The following is an 18,283-nucleotide window of genomic DNA, read 5'->3' on the forward strand; positions in this document are numbered from 1 at the left end:
ACAATCTCTCTTAAGAAACTTTCTTAGCGCTGGTCGTGAACTTCACCAGCGCGTCGAGCTTCTGCTTTGCCTTGCCCGAATCGATGGACTCCTGCGCCAGCGGCATGCCGGCGGCGATCTTATCCACCTTGCCCGCGACGACCAGCGCCGCGGCCGCGTTCATCAGCACGACGTCGCGGCGCGCCGACTTCTTCCCCGCCAGCACCTCGCGGATGATCTTCGCGTTCTGCTTCGCGTCGCCGCCGGCAATCTCTTCCAGCGGCCGGCGCGGCACGCCCAACTCTTCCGGCTGCACGTAGTAAGTCTTCAGCCGTCCATCGCGCAGCTCCGCCACTTTGGTCTCGCGCGAGATGGTGATCTCGTCGAGCCCATCCATGCCGTGGACGACGAGCGCACGCTGCAATCCCAGCCGGCGGAGCGCCTCGCCCAGTTTTTCTACCAGCGCCTCCGCGTAGACGCCCACCACCTGCGCCGACGCGCGCGCCGGATTGGTGAGCGGACCTAGCAGGTTGAAGATGGTGCGCAACTTCAGCTCGCGCCGCGCCGCTTGCACGTGCTTCAGCGTGGCATGGATGTTGGGCGCGAACAGGAAAGCGATGCCGATCTCTTTCAGACACGCGGCCAGGCGCTCGGGCGACAGCATGATGTCCACCCCGAGTGCTTCCACCACGTCGGCGGAGCCGCACTGCGAGGTCACACTACGATTGCCGTGCTTGGCCACGCGCACGCCGGCGCCCGCGATCACCAGCGCGGTCGCGGTCGAGATGTTGAATGTGCCACTGGTATCGCCGCCGGTGCCGCAGGTATCGACCAGCGCGTCGCGCTCGGTGTCACTGACGTCGAGCGCCGGATCTTTGGGACGTGAATCAGTGGGACGTAAATCCGCCGTACGGATGGGCGTGGCGACTTCGCGGATGGCCTCCGCAAATCCGACGATCTCGTCCACCGTCTCGCCCTTGATGTGCAGCGCGACCACTAGGCCGGCGATCTGCGCGTCGGTGGCCTGGCCGCTGAGGATCTCAGCCATCACGGCGCGCGCGTCGGCGCGCGAGAGCGAGCGCTGGTGGCTCGCGACGAGGTGCAGGGCTTCGGTGATCATGCTGGGCTGCTCGGGAGCGGCGGCGCTGGCGGCTTTAGTTATGCGATTCCGCTTCCTGCGCCTGCAAGTCGCAGGCCTCGCGGCAATCCAGGCAGTAGTACAGCCCGTCGTTGCACAAGCGGACGTTGTGCAGGCCCTGGCACAGCCCGCAATAGCGCTCGCACTTGCACTGGTCTTCCGTCAGTTCGCATACCCCGCAGCGGAATCGGTCTGCCATAGGCGCAACTCTAGCGCGAGAGGCCGCTGCTTGGAAAGGGGTCTGTACGGGAACCTGTGCCGGAGCGACGGGGCGGTCCTCGCCGTCACTGGACTGCGACACTTGGGAATCCGCCCGCGATCGGCCGGCTAGTCCTCGAAGCCGTCGTCGTTCGGCGTTTCCGGCAAACCCGGCGCCCCTGCCGCAGTTTGACCGCTGAAAAAATCGCGTGTTAACGTAGCTGGTTCGAGCTTGCTTCTCCAGGGGCGTATACGACACGACGCCTGAGCGTCCGAAGGGATCCTTCAGTTTGTCCTCCTCCATCGCCACCGTGCTCCGCAAGACGGCGCTCAATCCCGTCCATCGCTCGCTGGGCGCGAAGATGGTGGACTTCGGCGGCTGGGACATGCCGGTCGAATATCCCGGCGGCTTCAATTGCAAAACCGGCGGACTGATCCAGGAACACTTGGCGGTGCGCACCGGCGTGGGATTGTTCGACGTCTCGCACATGGGCGATATCCGCGTCTCTGGTCCGCAAGCGCTCGACGCCGTGCAGCACATCTCGATGAACGATGCGTCGAAGCTCGCCATCGGTCAGGCGCAGTATTCTGCCCTGCTCTATCCGCAAGGGACTTTTGTCGATGACGTGATCGTCCATCGCCTGGGCGAGAGCGACTACCTGCTCGTCATCAACGCCGGCACGCGCGAGAAGGATGTCGATTGGGTGCGTGACAACACGCGCGCGTTCGACGCCAAGGTCGAGGACGTGGGCGACAAGTACACGCAGCTCGCTATCCAGGGACCGCGCGCTGCCGAGCTGCTGCAAAGACTCACCGACGTGGACTTATCGAAGATCAAGAATTACTGGTTCACGCACGGCACCGTCTGCGGCTTACCCAACACGCTCATCGCGCGTACGGGCTACACCGCCGAAGATGGCTTCGAGATCTATGTTCCGTCCGACGAAGCCACCAGCAAGCGCGTGTGGAACGAAGTGCTGCAAGCGGGAAAGGCGTTCGACATCCTTCCCTGCGGCCTGGGTGCGCGCAACACGCTGCGCCTCGAAGGCAAGATGGCGCTCTACGGCCACGAGATATCCGACGAGACCACCGTGTGGGAAGCCGGGCTCGACCGCTTCATAAAAATGGAGAAGCCGGACTTCATCGGACGCGCGGCGTTAGAGAAACAGCGCGCCACCGGCATCCGCCGCACGCTCGTCGGCCTGGAGATGGTCGACCGCGGCATCGCGCGCGATGGCTACAAACTCTTCGACGAAGGTGGACACGAGGAGATCGGCTACGTGACCAGCGGCTCGCCCTCACCTTTCCTGAAGAAGAACATCGCGCTGGCTTACGTCCCACCGAATTTTTCTTCGCTCGATACCACGGTGCTGGTCGAAGTCCGCGCGCAGAAGCTGAAAGCCAAGGTCGTCGCGACACCGTTTTATAAACGTGCCAAAAAAACGTAAACCAAGAAAGTTCGAGAGAGAAAGTTTGAGATACCCATGGCCTACCCAAAGGATCTGAAGTACACCAAAGAGCACGAGTGGATAAGAGTCGAAGGTGACACCGGCGACATCGGTACCATCGGCATCACCGACCACGCGCAGCAAGCGCTCGGCGACATCGTCTTCGTCGAACTGCCCAAACCCGGCGCCGACATATCGGCGGGCAAGAGCTTCGGCACCGTGGAGTCGGTCAAAGCGGTGAGCGAGCTCTATGCGCCCGTCTCCGGCAGCGTGACGGCGGTGAATGAGGAACTCAACACCGCGCCCGAGAAGATCAACAGCGAACCCCACTCCGCCTGGATGATCAAGGTCAAGATCAAAGACAAGAACGAGTTGAACTCACTGCTCAGCGCCGATGATTACGAGAAGTTCGTCGCGGAAGAGAGCCACTAAGAGTGCGCTATCTTCCGAAATCTCCCGCCGACCGCGAACAGATGCTGAGCGATATCGGCTGCAAGTCCATCGACGACCTCTTCGCGCCCATCCCCGGCGAGTACCGGCTGAAGCGTGACCTCAAAGTCCCGCCGCAGATGGCCGAGAGTGAGATCCTCGACTTCTTTCGCCGGTCGTCCCGCGACAACGCCGCTGGATACGCGACCTTCCTCGGCGCCGGCGCGTACAGCCACTATCGTCCGGTGGTGATCGATTCGCTCGTCTCGCGCGGCGAGTTCTTCACCGCCTACACGCCGTACCAAGCCGAGATCGCGCAGGGGACGCTGCAGGCCATCTTCGAATTCCAAACCATGATCTGCGAACTCACCGGCATGGAAGTCGCGAACGCTTCCATGTATGACGGTTCCACCGCCGTGCCCGAAGCGGCGATGATGTCCGTGCGGCTCACCGGACGCAGCCAGGTGGTGATCGCGCGCAGCGTCCATCCCGAATATCGCGAGGTGCTGCGCACCTACGCGCAGCACCAGGGCTTGCCCATCGCGGAGGCCGGCTTCGCCGCGAACGGACGCCTCGACATGGCTGCGCTCGAGCAAGCGGTCACCGACCAGACGGCGTGCATCATGATCCAATCGCCGAATTTTTTCGGCACCATCGAAGACGTTGCCGCGCTCGCCGACTTCGCGCACAAAAAAGGCGCGCTGCTCGTCGTCTCCATCGCGGAAGCCGTCTCGCTCGGCGCGGTCAAGCCGCCGGTCGAAGCGGACATCGTTGCCATGGAAGCGCAATCTTTCGGCGTGCCGCTGGGCTTCGGCGGTCCGTATGCCGGTGTGATCGCGACCAAAGACAAGTTCGTCCGCCAGATGCCCGGCCGCCTCGTCGGCCAGACCGTCGACAAGCACGGCCGCCGCGGCTTCGTCCTCACGCTCTCCACGCGCGAGCAGCACATCCGCCGCGAAAAGGCGACCTCGAACATCTGTACCAACCAGGCGCTCGTCGCGACCATGGCGACCATCTTCATGACCATCTATGGACGCGAGGGTCTGAAGGAACTCGCCGAGTACAACCTCGCCAAGGCCGCCTACGCGGCCGGCGAGTTTGGCAGAAAAGCTAAAGTGCTCTTCTCGGGGGCGCCGCGCTTCAACGAGTTCGTCGTCCAGACCACGGCGGACCCGCACCAGATGAATGACCGTCTGCTGGAACAAAAGATCATCGGCGGCTTCCCGCTCAAGAAGTTCTATCCCGAGCTGGGCAACGCCTCGCTGTGGTGCTGCACCGAGTTGACGACCAAGGCGAACATCGACGCAGCCGTGAAGGCGGTGGGGCAATGAGCGCGTCACAGAACGGACCCCAGAACGGACCCCAGAACGGTCCGAAGAAAGCCACTCCCCATATCAATCCGAACGAAGGACTGATCTTCGAGAAGTCGTCGCCCGGCAAGCGCGGCTACAAGCTGCCGCCGCTCGATGTTCCCGCCGTGAGCGCCGCCGAAGCCCTCGGCACGGCCGCACGCGCCGACCTGGGCAACATGCCTGAGGTCTCCGAGATCGAGATCATCCGGCACTTCACCCGCATCTCGACGTGGAACTACGGTGTGGACACCGGGATGTACCCGCTCGGCTCCTGCACCATGAAATACAACGCGCGCGTGAACGAAGCCGCGGCGCGCATCGAAGGACTCGCCAACGCGCATCCCTACCAGCCAGAGAAACTTTCGCAGGGCGCGTTGCGCGTGATGAAGACGCTCGCCGACTGCCTGCTCGATATCACCGGACAAGACGCCATCACGCTGCAGCCCGCCGCCGGCGCGCACGGCGAGATGACCGGCATCCTGCTCATCCGCGCTTATCTGCAGAGTAAGGGCGACGCGCGCAAGAAGATCCTCATTCCCGACTCCGCGCACGGAACCAATCCTGCGACCGCGGCCATCTGCGGTTACGCCGTCGAGAATCTGAAGTCGAACGATGCCGGCATGGTCGACGTTCCTTCCCTCGTCGCGCAGATGAACGAAGACGTTGCCGGACTGATGCTCACCAATCCGAACACGCTTGGCATCTTCGAGCAGGAGATCCACAAGATCGCGGACATCCTGCACGCCAAGGGCGGCCTGCTCTACATGGACGGCGCCAACATGAACGCGCTCGTCGGCAAGACGCGTCCGGGCGACTTCAACGTGGACGTGATGCACCTGAACCTGCACAAGACGTTTTCCACGCCTCACGGAGGCGGCGGCCCCGGCTCCGGACCAGTCGCATGCAAGAAACATCTCGAGCCGTTCCTGCCCACGCCCGTGGTGGTCGAGAAGAAAGACGGCACGCTCGGCTTCGACTACAACCGCCCGCAGTCCATCGGACGCGTGCGCGCGTGGTATGGCAACTTCGGCATGCACGTGCGCGCGCTCGCCTACATCCTCGCCAACGGGCCCGATGGCTTGCGCATGACCACCGAAGACGCCGTGCTCAACGCCAACTACATCCGCAAGCAACTCGAAGGCGTTTACGACCTGCCGTACTCCACCCCCAGCATGCACGAGGTCGTGTTCAGCGATCGCAAGCAGACGCAGCGCGGCATCAAGACCGGCGACATCGCCAAGCGGCTTATCGACTACGGATTCCATCCTTATACAGTCTCGTTCCCGCTCATCGTGGCCGGGGCGCTCATGATCGAGCCGACCGAGAGCGAGTCCAAGGAAGAGCTCGACCTTTTCATCGACGCGATGCGCGATATCGCGCGCGAGTGCGAGCAGGATCCCGACCTCATCCTGAGTGCACCGCACAGCACGCGGCTCTCGCGCCTCGACGAAGTCCAGGCCGCCAGGAAACCTATCCTGCGCTGGAAGCCGCCGGCGAAGGAGTAGGCCTTTAAACCACGAAGGACACGAAGTATCACGAAGGTTAGGAACGGAAAAAGCTTTCTAGTCTTCTTTTCTCTCTGTTTTCTATCCTTCGTGCACCTTAGTGTCCTTCGTGGTTATAGTGTTTTGCCTTTCCTTGTCTACGCGAGTGTTCGTCTATACTTCCGCATCCATGCGCCCAAGATTCCTGCTCCTCGCGCTCCTCGTGCCCGCGCTCGCCTGCGCGCAGCACGACCACTCCGGTCCCGTGGACCTAAGTAAGATCGGCAAAGTCCACATGGAAATCTCCTGCTCGCCGGCGGCGGCAGCGGAGTTCGACCGCGCCCTCGCGCTGCTCCACAACTTCTGGTACTCCCGCGCGCACGAAAGTTTCGTCGCGACCGCAAAGCTCGACCCCGAATGCGCGATGGCTTATTGGGGCGACGCGATGGCGTACAACCATCCCTTCTGGGACGCGCCTTCGCCCACGGAAGAGGCCGCCGCCTGGGCAGGCGTGGAGAAAGCGCTCGCGGCCAAGCACCAATCGCCGCGCGAAGCGGCCTACGTCGCCTCCGTGCGCGCGCTCTATCGGGACGCCGCGACCGTTCCCAAGCCGCAGCGCGACATCCGCTACCGCGAGGCCATGTCCGCTGCCTTCGCCCAATATCCCGACGACGAGACCCGCCTCTTCTACGGACTCTCCATCTTGGGCTCGCTGCCGGAGGGCGTAAGCGGTTTCGCCGCGCAAGAGCGGGCAGCTGACTTATTCGCAGAGGTGTACGCAAAAGATCCGCACCATCCCGGGGCGCTGCACTACCTCATCCACGCCGACGACGATCCCGTGCACGCCCCGCGCGGCCTCGAGGTCGCGCGCAAATATGCCGCCGCCGCTCCCGGCGTGCCGCACGCGCTGCACATGCCCTCGCACATCTTCACCCGATTGGGTTTTTGGGAAGAAGCTGCACGCACCAACGAGAATGCGTGGCACACCTCTGAACTGGACGTGAAGCGGGCAAACGAGTCCACCAGCCTGCGCGACTTCCACTCGTTGAACTACCTGCATTACGCCTACTTGCAACTCGGCCGCCATCGCGACGCGCGCCGCCTTACGCGCATCATCGCGAAGCAATACGCCGCACTACCCGACAAGCGCACCGCACCCGACACGCCGGCGCTCCAGGCTCGCCACGTCCGCGGACGCACCATCTACGCTCTGCCCGACCGCGTGGCCTACGGGTACTTCGACATGCTCGCGCGCGAGATCATGGAGACGGGCGCGTGGGAGCGCCTCGGCGAATTACCGCTGGTCGCGCCGTCGCGCGATTTCGTCGCCATGCAGTTGCAACTCGAGACCATGGCAGCAGCTGCGCGGAACGATGTCTCCGCCGCCCGCGCTGCCGCGGCGAAGCTCACCGAGCAGGCCGCGGCTCACGGTCCACATCCGTTCGTCGAAAAGATGATGGCCATCCAGGCCGCGCAAGCCGAAGCCTTCGCCGCCCGCGCCGCCGGCGACCACGAGTTGACGATCGCAAGATTAAAGGCAGCGGCCGCGATCGAAGACAGCATCGAGTCACTCTCGCAGCCACCCTACCCCGCCATACCCGCGCACGAGCTACTCGGCAACGCATTGCTCGCGATGGCACGGGCGCCGGGCAGCGCCCGCGCCGCGGAAGCACGCGACCAGTTCGCCCTCACCTTGCGGCGTACGCCGGCACGTCCCCTCGCCGTCTTCGGGATAGCGCGCGCCTCCGAGATACTAGGCGACCACGCCACCGCCGCTACGCGCTACGCTGAGTTCGTCGAGTTGTGGAAGCACGCGGACCGCGAGCGGCCCGAGCTTCGCCACGCGCGGGCGTTTCTCGCCAAGGCCGCAAGATAACGTTAACCACGAAGGTCACGAAGTAACACGAAGTAGGATCGGGAAAAAACGTGCGCCGAATCCGCGCGCCTTTCGCTTGGACCCTTCTGTCTTTCGTTCTTTCTTTCCTTCGTTCTGCCTTCGTGGACCTTCGTGTCCTTCGTGGTTAAACAGTTTTGACTATACTTGTGAGTTGATATGCCCCTTTCCGCCGTCATCGTCGACGACGAACAGCTCGCGCGCGACGAGCTCGTCTACCTGCTCAAGTCCGCCGGCGATGTAGAAGTCGTCGCGCAGGGCAGCAACGGACTGGAGGCGGTGAACCTCATCAAGGAGCACGCGCCCGACCTGGTCTTTCTCGACGTCCAGATGCCCGGGCTCGACGGCTTTGGCGTCATCAAGAAACTCATCGACAGGAAAGTGCCACTGCCGCAGATCGTCTTCGCGACCGCTTACGACCAGTACGCGGTGAAGGCCTTCGAAGTGAACGCGGTGGACTACCTGCTCAAGCCCTTCGACAAGAAGCGCGTGGCGCAATCGGTCGCCAAGGCGCGCAAGAATCTCGATAAGAAGAAGGAAGCCAAGGTGGAAGGCGCGCCCGCAGCCAGCCAGCTCGACACGTTGGTCAAGATGCTCGAGCAGCAGCAGGCGCCGCAGCCCAACAAGCTGCTGCTGCGCACCGCGGGACGCATGTTCCTCGTCGACCAGAAAGAGATCTGCTACGCCAGCATCGAAGACGGCGTCATCACGGTGGTCACTTCGCAGATGGAAGGCCAGTCGAACTGCCGCACGCTCGAAGAGCTGCTCGACTCGCTCGACCCGAAGGCTTTCTGGCGCGCCCACCGCTCGTATCTGGTGAACATCAACCGGATCAAGGAGGTCGTCCCCTGGTTCAAGTCCAGCTACCAGCTGCGCATGGACGACAAGAAGCAGACTGAGGTCCCGGTCTCGCGCGCGCAGACGAAAAGGCTGCGGGAGTTGTTCGGACTGTGACCCGCCGCGCCGCCTTCGGAATCCTGCTTGCTTCCCTGCTGTTGGCCGCGAGCGCGCAGAACACGCCACAGAAACAGCGCCAGGCCCCCATTTCCGACGGCGTTGCGGCGAACCGCATCATCTTCGCGGTGTTTGGTTCGAGTTCGATCTCCGGTTCGGAGCCGGGCACGCTCATCGATCCCGTAGTCATGATCGCAGGTTCGCACTACGTGAAGCCGCCGGAAGGGCCGCGGCCGGGAGAAGACGGTCGGGGAAAGCCTTGGTCGGAATTCCGGAGAAACTATTACGCGCCGGGCACGAGGTATCCGCTCTACTTCGGGGGCAAGCGCGCGGGCGAAGTGTCCGTCCAACGTGGCGGCAAGGTGAGCTGCCGGTCGCTGGCCGCGCTCGTTACCATGACTGGCCTGCGACCACTCCAAACTGGCAACTTCGCGCTTGCCGTCTTCGGCGGTCCGCCGGCGTCGCACGCCAACGAGCGTCGCTTCGCCAAACCCGCCGAACTTCAGGTCGCGATGACATACGCACAGCGCGCCTTCGCCGCGAACGGCGTGCGCCGCCATCTTCTCGGCAAGGCGCAGGCGATATCCGTCGTCGTCACCGACCTCGATCGCGATGGACAGTACGAAATGGTCGCCAGCTACAAGCTCGCCGGTCCGGGCGCGGTGCATCGCCTCTTCCTCATCCTCTACAACAGCGGCGACGGCACCTATCAGCCGCTCGTCTCCCAGTACAACATCGCCACCGACGCTGACATGACGAACTCCAGAGAGGAAATGTTCGTGGACCAGATCGATCTCGACGGCGATGGCATGGATGAGGTTTTCACCCGCACCTCTCTCTACCAGGGCTGGACCTACGCCATGTACAAGAAGGGTCCGAATGGCTGGGGCATGGTCTACACCGGCGGTGGTGGCGGCTGCTGACCGCCGCTGCCGCAGCTCTCCGCCACGTGAGCGGATTCGAACACCCTTTCCCCGCGCTTTGGAGTACGCTTTCTTCTTCCCTAGGAGGCAACAATGCGTGACGTGATCTCAGACGCCAAAGAACGCCTGGCTGAACCACTCGAAGACCTGAAAGGTGTGTTCAACGACGCCGTCGACCGCGCCGGCAAACAAGCTCGGCAGACGGCGCGCCAGGTCGCGCGCCGCGGTGCGGAAGCCGCGGAAGAGCTCCGTGACGACGCCGAGCGCAAGATCCGCAGGTATCCGATGGAAAGCATCGGCATCGCTTTTGGCGCCGGGCTTGCCATCGGCGCGGCCCTGTTCTTCCTCCTCGGCCGCGACGACTAAACGTTCCCGTTCCGGGCGGGGCATCTCGCTCCGCCCGTTTTCCTTATCCCTTCCGGGTCGAGGCGGTGGCCACCGCGCCTGTATAATCGTGGCATTCCCATGAAAGCTTATGTCTACGTCGCATTGAAAAAGACCGTGCTCGATCCCCAGGGCAAGACCATCCATGGCGCGCTCAAGAAAATGGGACACGCCGCCATTGCAGACGTCCGCCAGGGCAAGTACTTCGAGCTCACGCTCAATGGTGGCCTCGATAAGGCGGCCGCGCAGCAGGAGGTCGAACGCATCGCCCGCGAGGTGCTCACCAACCCGGTCATCGAAGAATTTTCGTACAAGCTCGAAGACTGAAGACGAGCGGCCGCGGACCTGAGTCGTTCGCCCGGCCGCGGGAATCAAATACTCGCGATTCGGTACCTGGACTCGGAACTGATTTATGTGTGGAATCGTTGGATACGTCGGTAAGAAACGCGTCGTGCCGGTGATCCTCGATGGCCTCAAGCGCCTCGAGTATCGTGGCTACGATTCGGCGGGCATCGCCGTCGCCGGTAACGGCGAAGGCCTCCAGGTCCGGCGCGCCGAGGGCAAGCTCCGCAACCTCGAAGAGGTCATCCGTCTCAAGCCGATGGACGGCACCTACGGCATCGGCCACACCCGCTGGGCCACGCACGGGCGCCCGACCGAAGAAAACGCTCACCCGCACCGCGACTGCACCGGGAAGATCGTCGTCGTCCACAACGGCATCATCGAGAACTACATCGCGCTCAAGAAGAAGCTGGTCGAGAGCGGCCACAAATTTTCGACCGAGACCGATACGGAGGTCATCGCGCACCTGGTGGAGAAGTACCTTTTCGCCAAGGCCAACGGCTCGCGTCCGTCGCTCGAAGAAGCCGTCCGCAAGACGGTGAAAGAGCTCACCGGCGTCTTCGCTATCGCCGTCATCTCGGAGGATGAGCCCAACAAGATCGTCGTCGCGCGCAACGGTCCGCCTGCCGTCATCGGCCTGGGCAAGGACGAATACTTTGTCGCGAGCGACGTTCCCGCCATCCTCTATCACACACGCGACCTGTTCTTTTTGGCCGATGGCGACCTCGCCGTCATCACGCCCACCGGCGTGCAGCTCACCGACTTCGACGGCAAACCCATCCAGCGCCAGGTGCAGCACATCACCTGGGATCCGATCATGGCGGAAAAGGGCGGCTTCAAGCACTTCATGCTCAAGGAGATCTATGAGCAGCCGCGCGCCGTCCGCGATACCACCCTGGGCCGCGTCTCGCTCGATAGCGGCAAGGTCTTCCTCGACGAGATGGAGATCACCGAAAAGGAATTCAAGGAACTGCGGAAGGTCGTGATCGCCGCCTGCGGCACCAGCTGGCATGCCGCCCTGGCCGGAAAATTCATGATCGAGCGCCTCGCGCGTATCCCAGTGGAAGTGGATTACGCCAGCGAATACCGCTATCGCGACCCCATCGTCGAAGAAAAGTCGGTCACGCTGCTAATCTCGCAGTCGGGCGAGACGGCGGACACCATCGCCGCACAGCGTGAATCGAAAGCCAAAGGCACGAAGACGCTGGCCATCTGCAACGTCGTGGGCTCGATGATCACGCGCGAAGCGGCCGGGACCATCTACACCCACGCCGGTCCGGAGATCGGCGTGGCGTCGACGAAAGCCTTCACCGCGCAGCTCACCGCGCTCTTTCTGTTTGCGCTCTATCTCGGCGAGATCCGCGGCGCCATCACGCCGGAGCAGGCGAAGGTGCTCATCGCGGAACTGAACCGCCTGCCCGGCAAACTGGAATCCATCTTCGCGCGCGACGAAGAGATCGAAGACCTCGCGAAGATCTTCCAGCGCTCGCAGGATTTCCTCTTCCTCGGCCGCGGCATCCACTATCCCATCGCGCTCGAAGGCGCGCTCAAGTTGAAGGAGATCTCCTACATCCACGCCGAGGGATATCCCGCTGGCGAGATGAAGCACGGTCCCAACGCGCTCATCGACGAGAACCTTCCCGTCGTCATCATCGCCACCTGCGACCGTAACGACCCCGCTTCGGTACAGCGCTACGAGAAGACGATGTCAAACGTCCGCGAGGTAAAAGCCCGCTCCGGCACCGTGATCGCCGTCGCCACCGAAGGGGACGAGGAGATCAAGGAGGCCGCCGATCACGTCATCTACGTGCCGCCCGCGCCCGAACTGCTCGCGCCCATCCTGGAGATCGTGCCGCTGCAACTGCTCGCGTATCACATCGCCGTTCGCCGCGGCTGCGATGTGGATCAGCCGCGCAACCTGGCAAAATCCGTCACCGTGGAATAAGCCTCGCAACTTTTTTCTCTGCCCTTGGTTCTTCCTGGCTGGCACCCGCGTCTAACGTGTGAGGTCTCCTCCATGCACTCTTATCCTGCTTCCAGGAGCGATCGCGATCCGCGTCTGCTCGCCCTGGCTTTCTTTGTAGTTGTCACTCTGCTGGGTTTCGTCTTCGATCGTTTCCTGGTGTTCGAGGGCACCAGCCGCGCAGCGGCTCTCGTGCTCACGAATGCGCTGACCGGCATGATCGCCGCGGCGTTGTTCTATCAGTACGCGCGCAATCGCCAGGCCGAGCGGGACGCGGTGCGCGACCGCATCCAGACGATCGCTGACATGAACCATCACGTGCGCAACGCGCTCCAGGTACTCAGCCATTTCGGCGCGCAACAGCAGGACCGTGAGGCGGTCACGCTCATGCGCGAGTCCATCGAGCGCATCGAGTGGACGCTGCGAGAAGTGCTGCCCCGTTATGGCGGCATCGAACCAGAACCCGGATCAACCCCCGCCTCGAACAGCCGATTGCATTTACAATGACCGGTTCGCTCTCATCTCCCTGACGAGACCGGTAATTGGCTCGCCCCATTTACACCGCCAAACTCGCGCGCAGCCGTTGGCTCAGCGATCAGACACGGCACTTCGAGTGGCAGGTCGAGGAGCTCGACCGCTTCGAGTTCAAAGCCGGGCAGTTCGTCTCCATGCTCGAGACCAAAGAGGATGGCAAGCACATCACGCGCGCTTACTCCATCGCCTCCGCCGCCCGCGGACGCGAGTTCGATCTCTGCCTCAACCGCGTGCCGCACGGGTACTTCTCGAATTTTCTCTGCGACCTGAAAGATGGCAGCGAGGTCAAGTTCCATGGTCCCCACGGACACTTCACCTTGCGCGAGCCGCTGCGCGACGCCATCTTCGTCGCCACCGGCACCGGCATCGCACCCATGCGCGGCTTTGTGCAGCACCTTTTCGGCAATGCCGCGGCCGGCGCGGCGCGTCGCCAAGGCCAGCGTTTCTGGCTCGTCTTCGGCACCCGCTACGACAAGGACACCTATTACCACGAGGAGTTCGAGGCCTACGCCGCCGCCTATCCCGAGTTTCGCTACGAGGTCACTGTCTCGCGGCCAACGGAAGCTTGGAAGGGACGCGTCGGCTACGTGCAGGGGATATTGAAAGAGATCGTCGGCACGATGTCTCCCGACCAACGCAACGCGACCGATGCATACATCTGCGGGCTGAACAACATGGTCGCCGATGTCCGCTTGCTGCTCACCGAAGCGGGCTTTGAAAAGCAGCAGATCATCTTTGAGCGTTACGACTGAACGAGTGCCAATCGGTGATTGGCGATCGCCGATCTGAGTCGGCCGGGGCTTAGGCAGGAGTGGCATTCTTCATAGATCCTCCGCTGCAGAACCCTGGCGCGAAGGACGACAACTTCCCGCCCTTGACCTCCATTCTGCAATCCGCAATCATAAATCTGCAATTCCTAACATGCTGGCCGTTTTCCCCTTTTCCCTCAATCACTTAGCCCGACTAAAGCCAAAACAAACTCCTTGCATCCTACTGATTCCATGCCACATCCAATGACTTGACAGTAACGCACTCAACTTCTATTCTGGTCCGGCTGTCAGGGCCAGGATGGCCGCCCCTTATCGGCAGGAGAGATTGTAATGGCAAAGATCATTGGTATTGATTTGGGCACAACGAATTCGTGCGTCGCCGTCATGGAAGGCGGCGAACCGAAGGTGATTCCCAACGAAGAAGGCGGACGCACCACGCCTTCCATCGTGGCATTCACTAAATCCGGCGAGCGTTTGGTGGGCCAAGTGGCAAAGCGCCAGGCCATCACCAACCCGGAGAACACGATCTACTCGATCAAGCGCTTCATGGGACGTCGTTACGACGAAGTCAGTGAAGAGCTGAAGATGGTGCCCTACAAGGTCGTGCAGGATGGCGACCACGTCGCGGTCGAAGCCGCGGGCAAGAAGTACACCCCGCCGGAGATCTCCGCGTACATCCTGATGAAACTGAAGAAGGCGGCCGAAGACTATCTCGGCGAGAAGGTCACCGAAGCCGTGATCACCGTGCCGGCATACTTCAACGACGCGCAGCGCCAGGCAACGAAAGACGCCGGCAAGATCGCCGGTCTCGAGGTGAAGCGCATCATCAACGAGCCTACGGCGGCGGCGCTCGCCTACGGCCTCGACAAGAAAAAGAACGAGACCATCGCGGTCTACGACTTCGGCGGCGGCACTTTCGATATCTCCATCCTCGAAGTCGGCGAAGGCATCATCGAGGTGAAGTCCACCAACGGCGACACCCACCTCGGCGGCGACAACATCGACCAGCGCATCGTGGACTGGCTCATCGACGAGTTCCGCAAGAACGAAGGCCTTGACCTGCGCGCCAAGGGCAACGAGATGGCGCTGCAGCGGCTGCGTGACGCGGCCGAGCGCGCCAAGATCGAGCTCTCCACCACCATGGAGACCGAGATCAATCTTCCCTTCATCACCGCGGACGCCTCCGGGCCGAAGCACCTGGTGAAGAAACTCACCCGCGGCAAGCTCGAAGAGATGGTGCGCGACATCATCGACCGCAGCATCCCGCCGTGCAAGCAGGCGATGAAGGATGCCGGCGTCGAAGCCAGCAAGATCGACGAAGTCGTGCTCGTCGGCGGACAGACCCGCATGCCGCGCATCCAGCAGCTGGTCAAGGAACTCTTTGGCAAAGAGCCGCACAAGGGCGTGAATCCCGACGAGGTCGTCGCCATCGGCGCGGCCATCCAGGGTGGCGTGCTCCAGGGCGACGTGAAAGACCTGCTCTTGCTCGACGTCACTCCGCTCACGCTCTCCATCGAGACGCTGGGCGGCGTGGCTACGGCGATGATCCCGCGCAACACGACCATCCCCACGCGCAAGACGGAGACCTTCTCCACCGCGGCCGACAATCAGACGTCGGTCGAGGTCCACGTGTTGCAGGGGGAACGGCCGCTGGCGCGCGATAACCGCACTCTCGGCAAGTTCCACCTCACCGGCCTCCCGCCGGCTCCGCGTGGCGTGCCGCAGATCCAGGTGACTTTCGACATCGACGCCAACGGCATCCTCAACGTCACGGCGAAGGACACCGCGACGGGCAAGGACCAGAAGATCACCATCACCTCTTCTTCCGGCCTTTCCAAGGAAGAAGTGGAGCGCATGGCGAAGGACGCAGAGGCGCACGCCGACGAAGACAAGAAGCGGCGTGAAGAGATCGAAGCCCGCAACCAGCTCGACGCATTGGTCTACTCGGTCGAGAAGATGCTGCGCGAACAGGGCGACAAGATCTCGCAGGCTGAACGCGGCGATGTGGAGAACGCTCTTGCAGACGCGAAGAAGTCGCTCGATGGCACTGACCCTGCGGCGATGAACTCCGCCCGCGAGAAGCTGACCGCAGCGTCGCACAAGTTGGCCGAAGCCATGTACAAGGCCGCGCAGCCGGCGGGTGGCGATAGCCAGTCCGGCGGCCCACACCCGGGCGCCAATGGCGCGGCGTCTGGGTCAGCATCGGGCGGCGAGAAGAAGAAAGACGAAGGCGTGATCGACGCCGAGTACGTTGACGTCGAAGACAAGAAGTAACTTTTTGAGCGGTCATCCTTCCGGCCCGCAAGGGCCGGGAGGATCTGGGCAGATGGCCGGCGCAACGAGACTGGTTGCGTCAGCTGGCTCGCCAGATCCTCCGCACGCGGACGCGCGCGAAGGATGACAGACAGAGGAAATCAGGTGAAGCAATTCATGGTGTTGAAAGTCGTCGTCGGCGTGCTCGGCGCCGCAATGAGCATGGTCCCGCTCGGCGGCCTCATGCCGCTCGAGACGGCACAGGAGCTGCACGCCCGCCTGGCACTAGCCGAACCCGAAGCCGTCTTCCTTATCCAGGAAGTCGGCCTCGCATAACGTTTTCGTAAGCGTGCGACTTGAGTCGCACCGTGACCGGACTGATATAACTGAGGGGCTTTAGCCTCGGAGTCAAAGGGGCGCGCAAGCGCCCCTTACTCATATGCGACGACTAACCACCATCATCGTCCTATTGCTCGCGTCGGCCTTCGCGCAGACAGCCTTCTCGCAAACGACGCACGCCCCCGCGGAGCCCGAGCTCAGGAAGCTGCTCGCCCATTTTCTCGCCGCCGCTTCGCATTCGCCCTCGACCAGCGCCGACCGGGAGATGTTCGACCGCTTCTTTGCCGACGACGTCCTCTACACGCGCTCCGCCGGCGCCACCACCACGAAGACCGAGATCATGAAGTCGCTCTACGAGGCTGCCGATCCCAAAGCCCCCACCGCCACCTTCAGCGCGGAAGACGTCACCGTACATCAATACGGGAACATCGCCATCGTGGCGTTCAGACTGGTGCAGAAGGTCAGTGACGGCACCAGCAACGAGTTCCGCAACACTGGAACGTTCCAGCGCCGTAAGGGAAAGTGGCAGGCGATCGCGTGGCAGGCAACGAAGATCCCGGCGAAGGACCAGCCGAAATAGATGGCGACATAAATGGCAACGTAAATGGCAACCCAGTCCAAGGATTACTACGGCCTACTCGGCGTAAAGAAGACTGCGTCGGCGGAAGAGATCCGCAAGGCCTTCCGCAAACTTGCGCGCAAGTACCATCCCGACGTAAATCCCAACGACAAGAAGGCTGAGGAGAGATTCAAGGAGATCTCCGAGGCCAACGACGTCCTCTCTGACCCGAAGAAGCGCAAGATCTACGACCAGCTCGGGTACTACTCCGACCAGATCGATCCCGCCACCGCCGACGCTTACGCGCGCGCCGGCCAGCCGGGCGGCGGATTCCCGGGAAGTGGCGGCGGCTTCCGCCCAGGCGGCGCGGGCGGGCGCGGCGGTCAGGAAGTCCCCTTCGATTTCTCCGGCTTCGATTTTTCCGACTTCGCCGAGGGCGGCGCGCGCGGAGGAGGATCGGGTGGATTCCGCGACGTCTTCTCCGGGATATTCGGCGGACGCGGCGGGGGCACGCAACGCTCCGGTCCTGAGCCGGGCTCGGATCTCGAGTACCAGGTCACCGTGCCGTTCTGGACGGCCATCCGCGGCGGCGTCATCAAGCTCAACGTCACGCGCAACGAGAGTTGCGCCAACTGCCACGGGGCCGGACGCCTCGAAGGCTCCGGCCCGTGCCCGCAGTGTAAAGGCACCGGCCAGGTGCAGCAGATGGGCGGACGCATGAAGTTCAACATGCAGTGCCCCGCCTGCGGCGGCACCGGCAAGGCGCAGACGGTTTGCCCCGCCTGCGGCGGACAAGGCATCGTCAACCGCGTCGAGCCGATCGAAGTCCGCATCAAGCCGGGCACGCGCGATGGCCAGCGCATCCGCCTCGCCGGCAAGGGCAACGCCGGAACGCACGGCGGCCCCGCGGGCGACCTCTACATCATCGTGCGCACGGGCGAGCATCCCGTATTCCAGCGCGAGGGGGACGACATCCGCGTCGTCCTGCCCATCACCGCGCCCGAAGCCGCGCTCGGCGCCAAGGTCGAGGTCCCTACGATCGACGGACGCGCGCAGCTCCGCATCCCGCCCGGCACCGCCTCGGGGCAAAAACTTCGCCTGCGCGAGAAGGGCGTGCCCTCGGCCGCGAATGAAGGCAAGCGCGGCGACCAGATCGTGGAAGTAAGGATCGTGGTGCCACCACCGCGGGACTTGAAAGCGCGCGAGCTGTGGCAAGAATTACAAAAGGTTGAACCCGACGATCCGCGGAAGGAATTGTGGAGAGAGGTCGGCGGTAGCTAAGAAGAAGAAAGCCGGCGCGTACATGTTGAGCCGATTTGCGGGCGTGAGCGGAGCGGGAG

At 62.9% G+C, this 18,283-nt stretch carries 18 protein-coding genes; 16 read left to right on the forward strand and 2 right to left on the reverse strand.

Annotated elements, in window-relative coordinates; all coding sequences use genetic code 11:
• Nucleotides 1-10 precede the first annotated feature (10 nt).
• Both trpD and M3P27_07225 read right to left on the reverse strand, forming a co-directional pair.
• Nucleotides 11-1,099 carry an anthranilate phosphoribosyltransferase gene (gene trpD / locus M3P27_07220; GenBank protein ID MDP9268103.1) on the reverse strand — a complete coding sequence of 363 codons (1,089 nt, stop codon included), beginning with the start codon at nt 1,097-1,099 and terminating at the stop codon, nt 11-13.
• 34 nt (nt 1,100-1,133) lie between these two features.
• Nucleotides 1,134-1,316, reverse strand: a complete 183-nt coding sequence (locus M3P27_07225; protein ID MDP9268104.1) for a glypican family protein — start codon at nt 1,314-1,316, stop codon at nt 1,134-1,136.
• Between the two features lie 289 nt (nt 1,317-1,605).
• Here M3P27_07225 and gcvT point away from each other — a divergent pair, with 289 nt between their 5' ends.
• The 16 genes from gcvT (at nt 1,606) to M3P27_07305 (ending at nt 18,224) form a co-directional block, all read left to right on the forward strand.
• Nucleotides 1,606-2,763, forward strand: a complete 1,158-nt coding sequence (gene gcvT / locus M3P27_07230; protein ID MDP9268105.1) for a glycine cleavage system aminomethyltransferase GcvT — start codon at nt 1,606-1,608, stop codon at nt 2,761-2,763.
• A gap of 36 nt (nt 2,764-2,799) precedes the next feature.
• Nucleotides 2,800-3,195 carry a glycine cleavage system protein GcvH gene (gene gcvH, locus M3P27_07235; GenBank protein MDP9268106.1) on the forward strand — a complete coding sequence of 132 codons (396 nt, stop codon included), beginning with the start codon at nt 2,800-2,802 and terminating at the stop codon, nt 3,193-3,195.
• A gap of 2 nt (nt 3,196-3,197) precedes the next feature.
• A complete protein-coding gene (gene gcvPA / locus M3P27_07240) occupies nt 3,198-4,523 on the forward strand; it encodes an aminomethyl-transferring glycine dehydrogenase subunit GcvPA (protein ID MDP9268107.1) in 1,326 nt (441 codons plus the stop codon).
• Nucleotides 4,520-6,049 carry an aminomethyl-transferring glycine dehydrogenase subunit GcvPB gene (gcvPB, locus tag M3P27_07245; GenBank protein MDP9268108.1) on the forward strand — a complete coding sequence of 510 codons (1,530 nt, stop codon included), beginning with the start codon at nt 4,520-4,522 and terminating at the stop codon, nt 6,047-6,049. The genes gcvPA and gcvPB overlap by 4 nt, the downstream gene beginning before the upstream one ends.
• A gap of 169 nt (nt 6,050-6,218) precedes the next feature.
• Nucleotides 6,219-7,904: a hypothetical protein gene (locus M3P27_07250; protein MDP9268109.1), complete on the forward strand. Its 1,686-nt coding sequence runs from the start codon at nt 6,219-6,221 to the stop codon at nt 7,902-7,904.
• A gap of 177 nt (nt 7,905-8,081) precedes the next feature.
• Entirely contained in the window at nt 8,082-8,876 is a 795-nt protein-coding gene (locus M3P27_07255; GenBank protein ID MDP9268110.1) for a LytTR family DNA-binding domain-containing protein, read from the forward strand.
• A complete protein-coding gene (locus M3P27_07260; GenBank protein MDP9268111.1) occupies nt 8,873-9,799 on the forward strand; it encodes a VCBS repeat-containing protein in 927 nt (308 codons plus the stop codon). Before M3P27_07255 ends, M3P27_07260 begins: the two co-directional genes overlap by 4 nt.
• A 93-nt stretch (nt 9,800-9,892) precedes the next feature.
• On the forward strand, nt 9,893-10,165 hold the full coding sequence (locus M3P27_07265) for a hypothetical protein (protein MDP9268112.1): 273 nt from the start codon (nt 9,893-9,895) through the stop codon (nt 10,163-10,165).
• Nucleotides 10,166-10,264: 99 nt separating this feature from the next.
• Nucleotides 10,265-10,510 (forward strand): phosphoribosylformylglycinamidine synthase subunit PurS, encoded by a 246-nt coding sequence (gene purS / locus M3P27_07270; GenBank protein ID MDP9268113.1) that lies wholly within the window; start codon nt 10,265-10,267, stop codon nt 10,508-10,510.
• Between the two features lie 85 nt (nt 10,511-10,595).
• Complete coding sequence (gene glmS / locus M3P27_07275; GenBank protein ID MDP9268114.1) at nt 10,596-12,470, forward strand: glutamine--fructose-6-phosphate transaminase (isomerizing); 1,875 nt, start codon at nt 10,596-10,598, stop codon at nt 12,468-12,470.
• 72 nt (nt 12,471-12,542) lie between these two features.
• A complete protein-coding gene (locus M3P27_07280) occupies nt 12,543-12,995 on the forward strand; it encodes a hypothetical protein (protein MDP9268115.1) in 453 nt (150 codons plus the stop codon).
• Nucleotides 12,996-13,030: 35 nt separating this feature from the next.
• Nucleotides 13,031-13,774, forward strand: coding sequence for an FAD-dependent oxidoreductase (locus M3P27_07285; GenBank protein ID MDP9268116.1), 744 nt, complete (start codon nt 13,031-13,033; stop codon nt 13,772-13,774).
• 348 nt (nt 13,775-14,122) lie between these two features.
• Nucleotides 14,123-16,066, forward strand: a complete 1,944-nt coding sequence (gene dnaK, locus M3P27_07290; protein MDP9268117.1) for a molecular chaperone DnaK — start codon at nt 14,123-14,125, stop codon at nt 16,064-16,066.
• Between the two features lie 144 nt (nt 16,067-16,210).
• On the forward strand, nt 16,211-16,381 hold the full coding sequence (locus tag M3P27_07295) for a hypothetical protein (protein ID MDP9268118.1): 171 nt from the start codon (nt 16,211-16,213) through the stop codon (nt 16,379-16,381).
• Between the two features lie 103 nt (nt 16,382-16,484).
• The gene (locus M3P27_07300) at nt 16,485-16,964 is read left to right on the forward strand and encodes a nuclear transport factor 2 family protein (GenBank protein MDP9268119.1); all 480 of its coding nucleotides are present in this window, start codon (nt 16,485-16,487) and stop codon (nt 16,962-16,964) included.
• Nucleotides 16,965-16,988: 24 nt separating this feature from the next.
• A complete protein-coding gene (locus M3P27_07305; protein MDP9268120.1) occupies nt 16,989-18,224 on the forward strand; it encodes a DnaJ domain-containing protein in 1,236 nt (411 codons plus the stop codon).
• Nucleotides 18,225-18,283: the final 59 nt, after the last annotated feature.

Source organism: Acidobacteriota bacterium (assembly GCA_030774055.1).
Lineage (GTDB): Bacteria > Acidobacteriota > Terriglobia > Terriglobales > Acidobacteriaceae > JACPNR01.

Coding starts and splice junctions, on each gene's coding strand:
- gcvPB (MDP9268108.1), top strand. CDS start 4,520: ATGAGCGCGTCACAGAACGGACCCCAGAACGGACCCCAGAACGGTCCG.
- trpD (MDP9268103.1), bottom strand. CDS start 1,099: ATGATCACCGAAGCCCTGCACCTCGTCGCGAGCCACCAGCGCTCGCTC.
- glmS (MDP9268114.1), top strand. CDS start 10,596: ATGTGTGGAATCGTTGGATACGTCGGTAAGAAACGCGTCGTGCCGGTG.
- M3P27_07250 (MDP9268109.1), top strand. CDS start 6,219: ATGCGCCCAAGATTCCTGCTCCTCGCGCTCCTCGTGCCCGCGCTCGCC.
- dnaK (MDP9268117.1), top strand. CDS start 14,123: ATGGCAAAGATCATTGGTATTGATTTGGGCACAACGAATTCGTGCGTC.
- M3P27_07305 (MDP9268120.1), top strand. CDS start 16,989: ATGGCAACCCAGTCCAAGGATTACTACGGCCTACTCGGCGTAAAGAAG.
- M3P27_07300 (MDP9268119.1), top strand. CDS start 16,485: ATGCGACGACTAACCACCATCATCGTCCTATTGCTCGCGTCGGCCTTC.
- gcvH (MDP9268106.1), top strand. CDS start 2,800: ATGGCCTACCCAAAGGATCTGAAGTACACCAAAGAGCACGAGTGGATA.
- M3P27_07265 (MDP9268112.1), top strand. CDS start 9,893: ATGCGTGACGTGATCTCAGACGCCAAAGAACGCCTGGCTGAACCACTC.
- M3P27_07255 (MDP9268110.1), top strand. CDS start 8,082: ATGCCCCTTTCCGCCGTCATCGTCGACGACGAACAGCTCGCGCGCGAC.
- M3P27_07225 (MDP9268104.1), bottom strand. CDS start 1,316: ATGGCAGACCGATTCCGCTGCGGGGTATGCGAACTGACGGAAGACCAG.
- M3P27_07280 (MDP9268115.1), top strand. CDS start 12,543: ATGCACTCTTATCCTGCTTCCAGGAGCGATCGCGATCCGCGTCTGCTC.
- purS (MDP9268113.1), top strand. CDS start 10,265: ATGAAAGCTTATGTCTACGTCGCATTGAAAAAGACCGTGCTCGATCCC.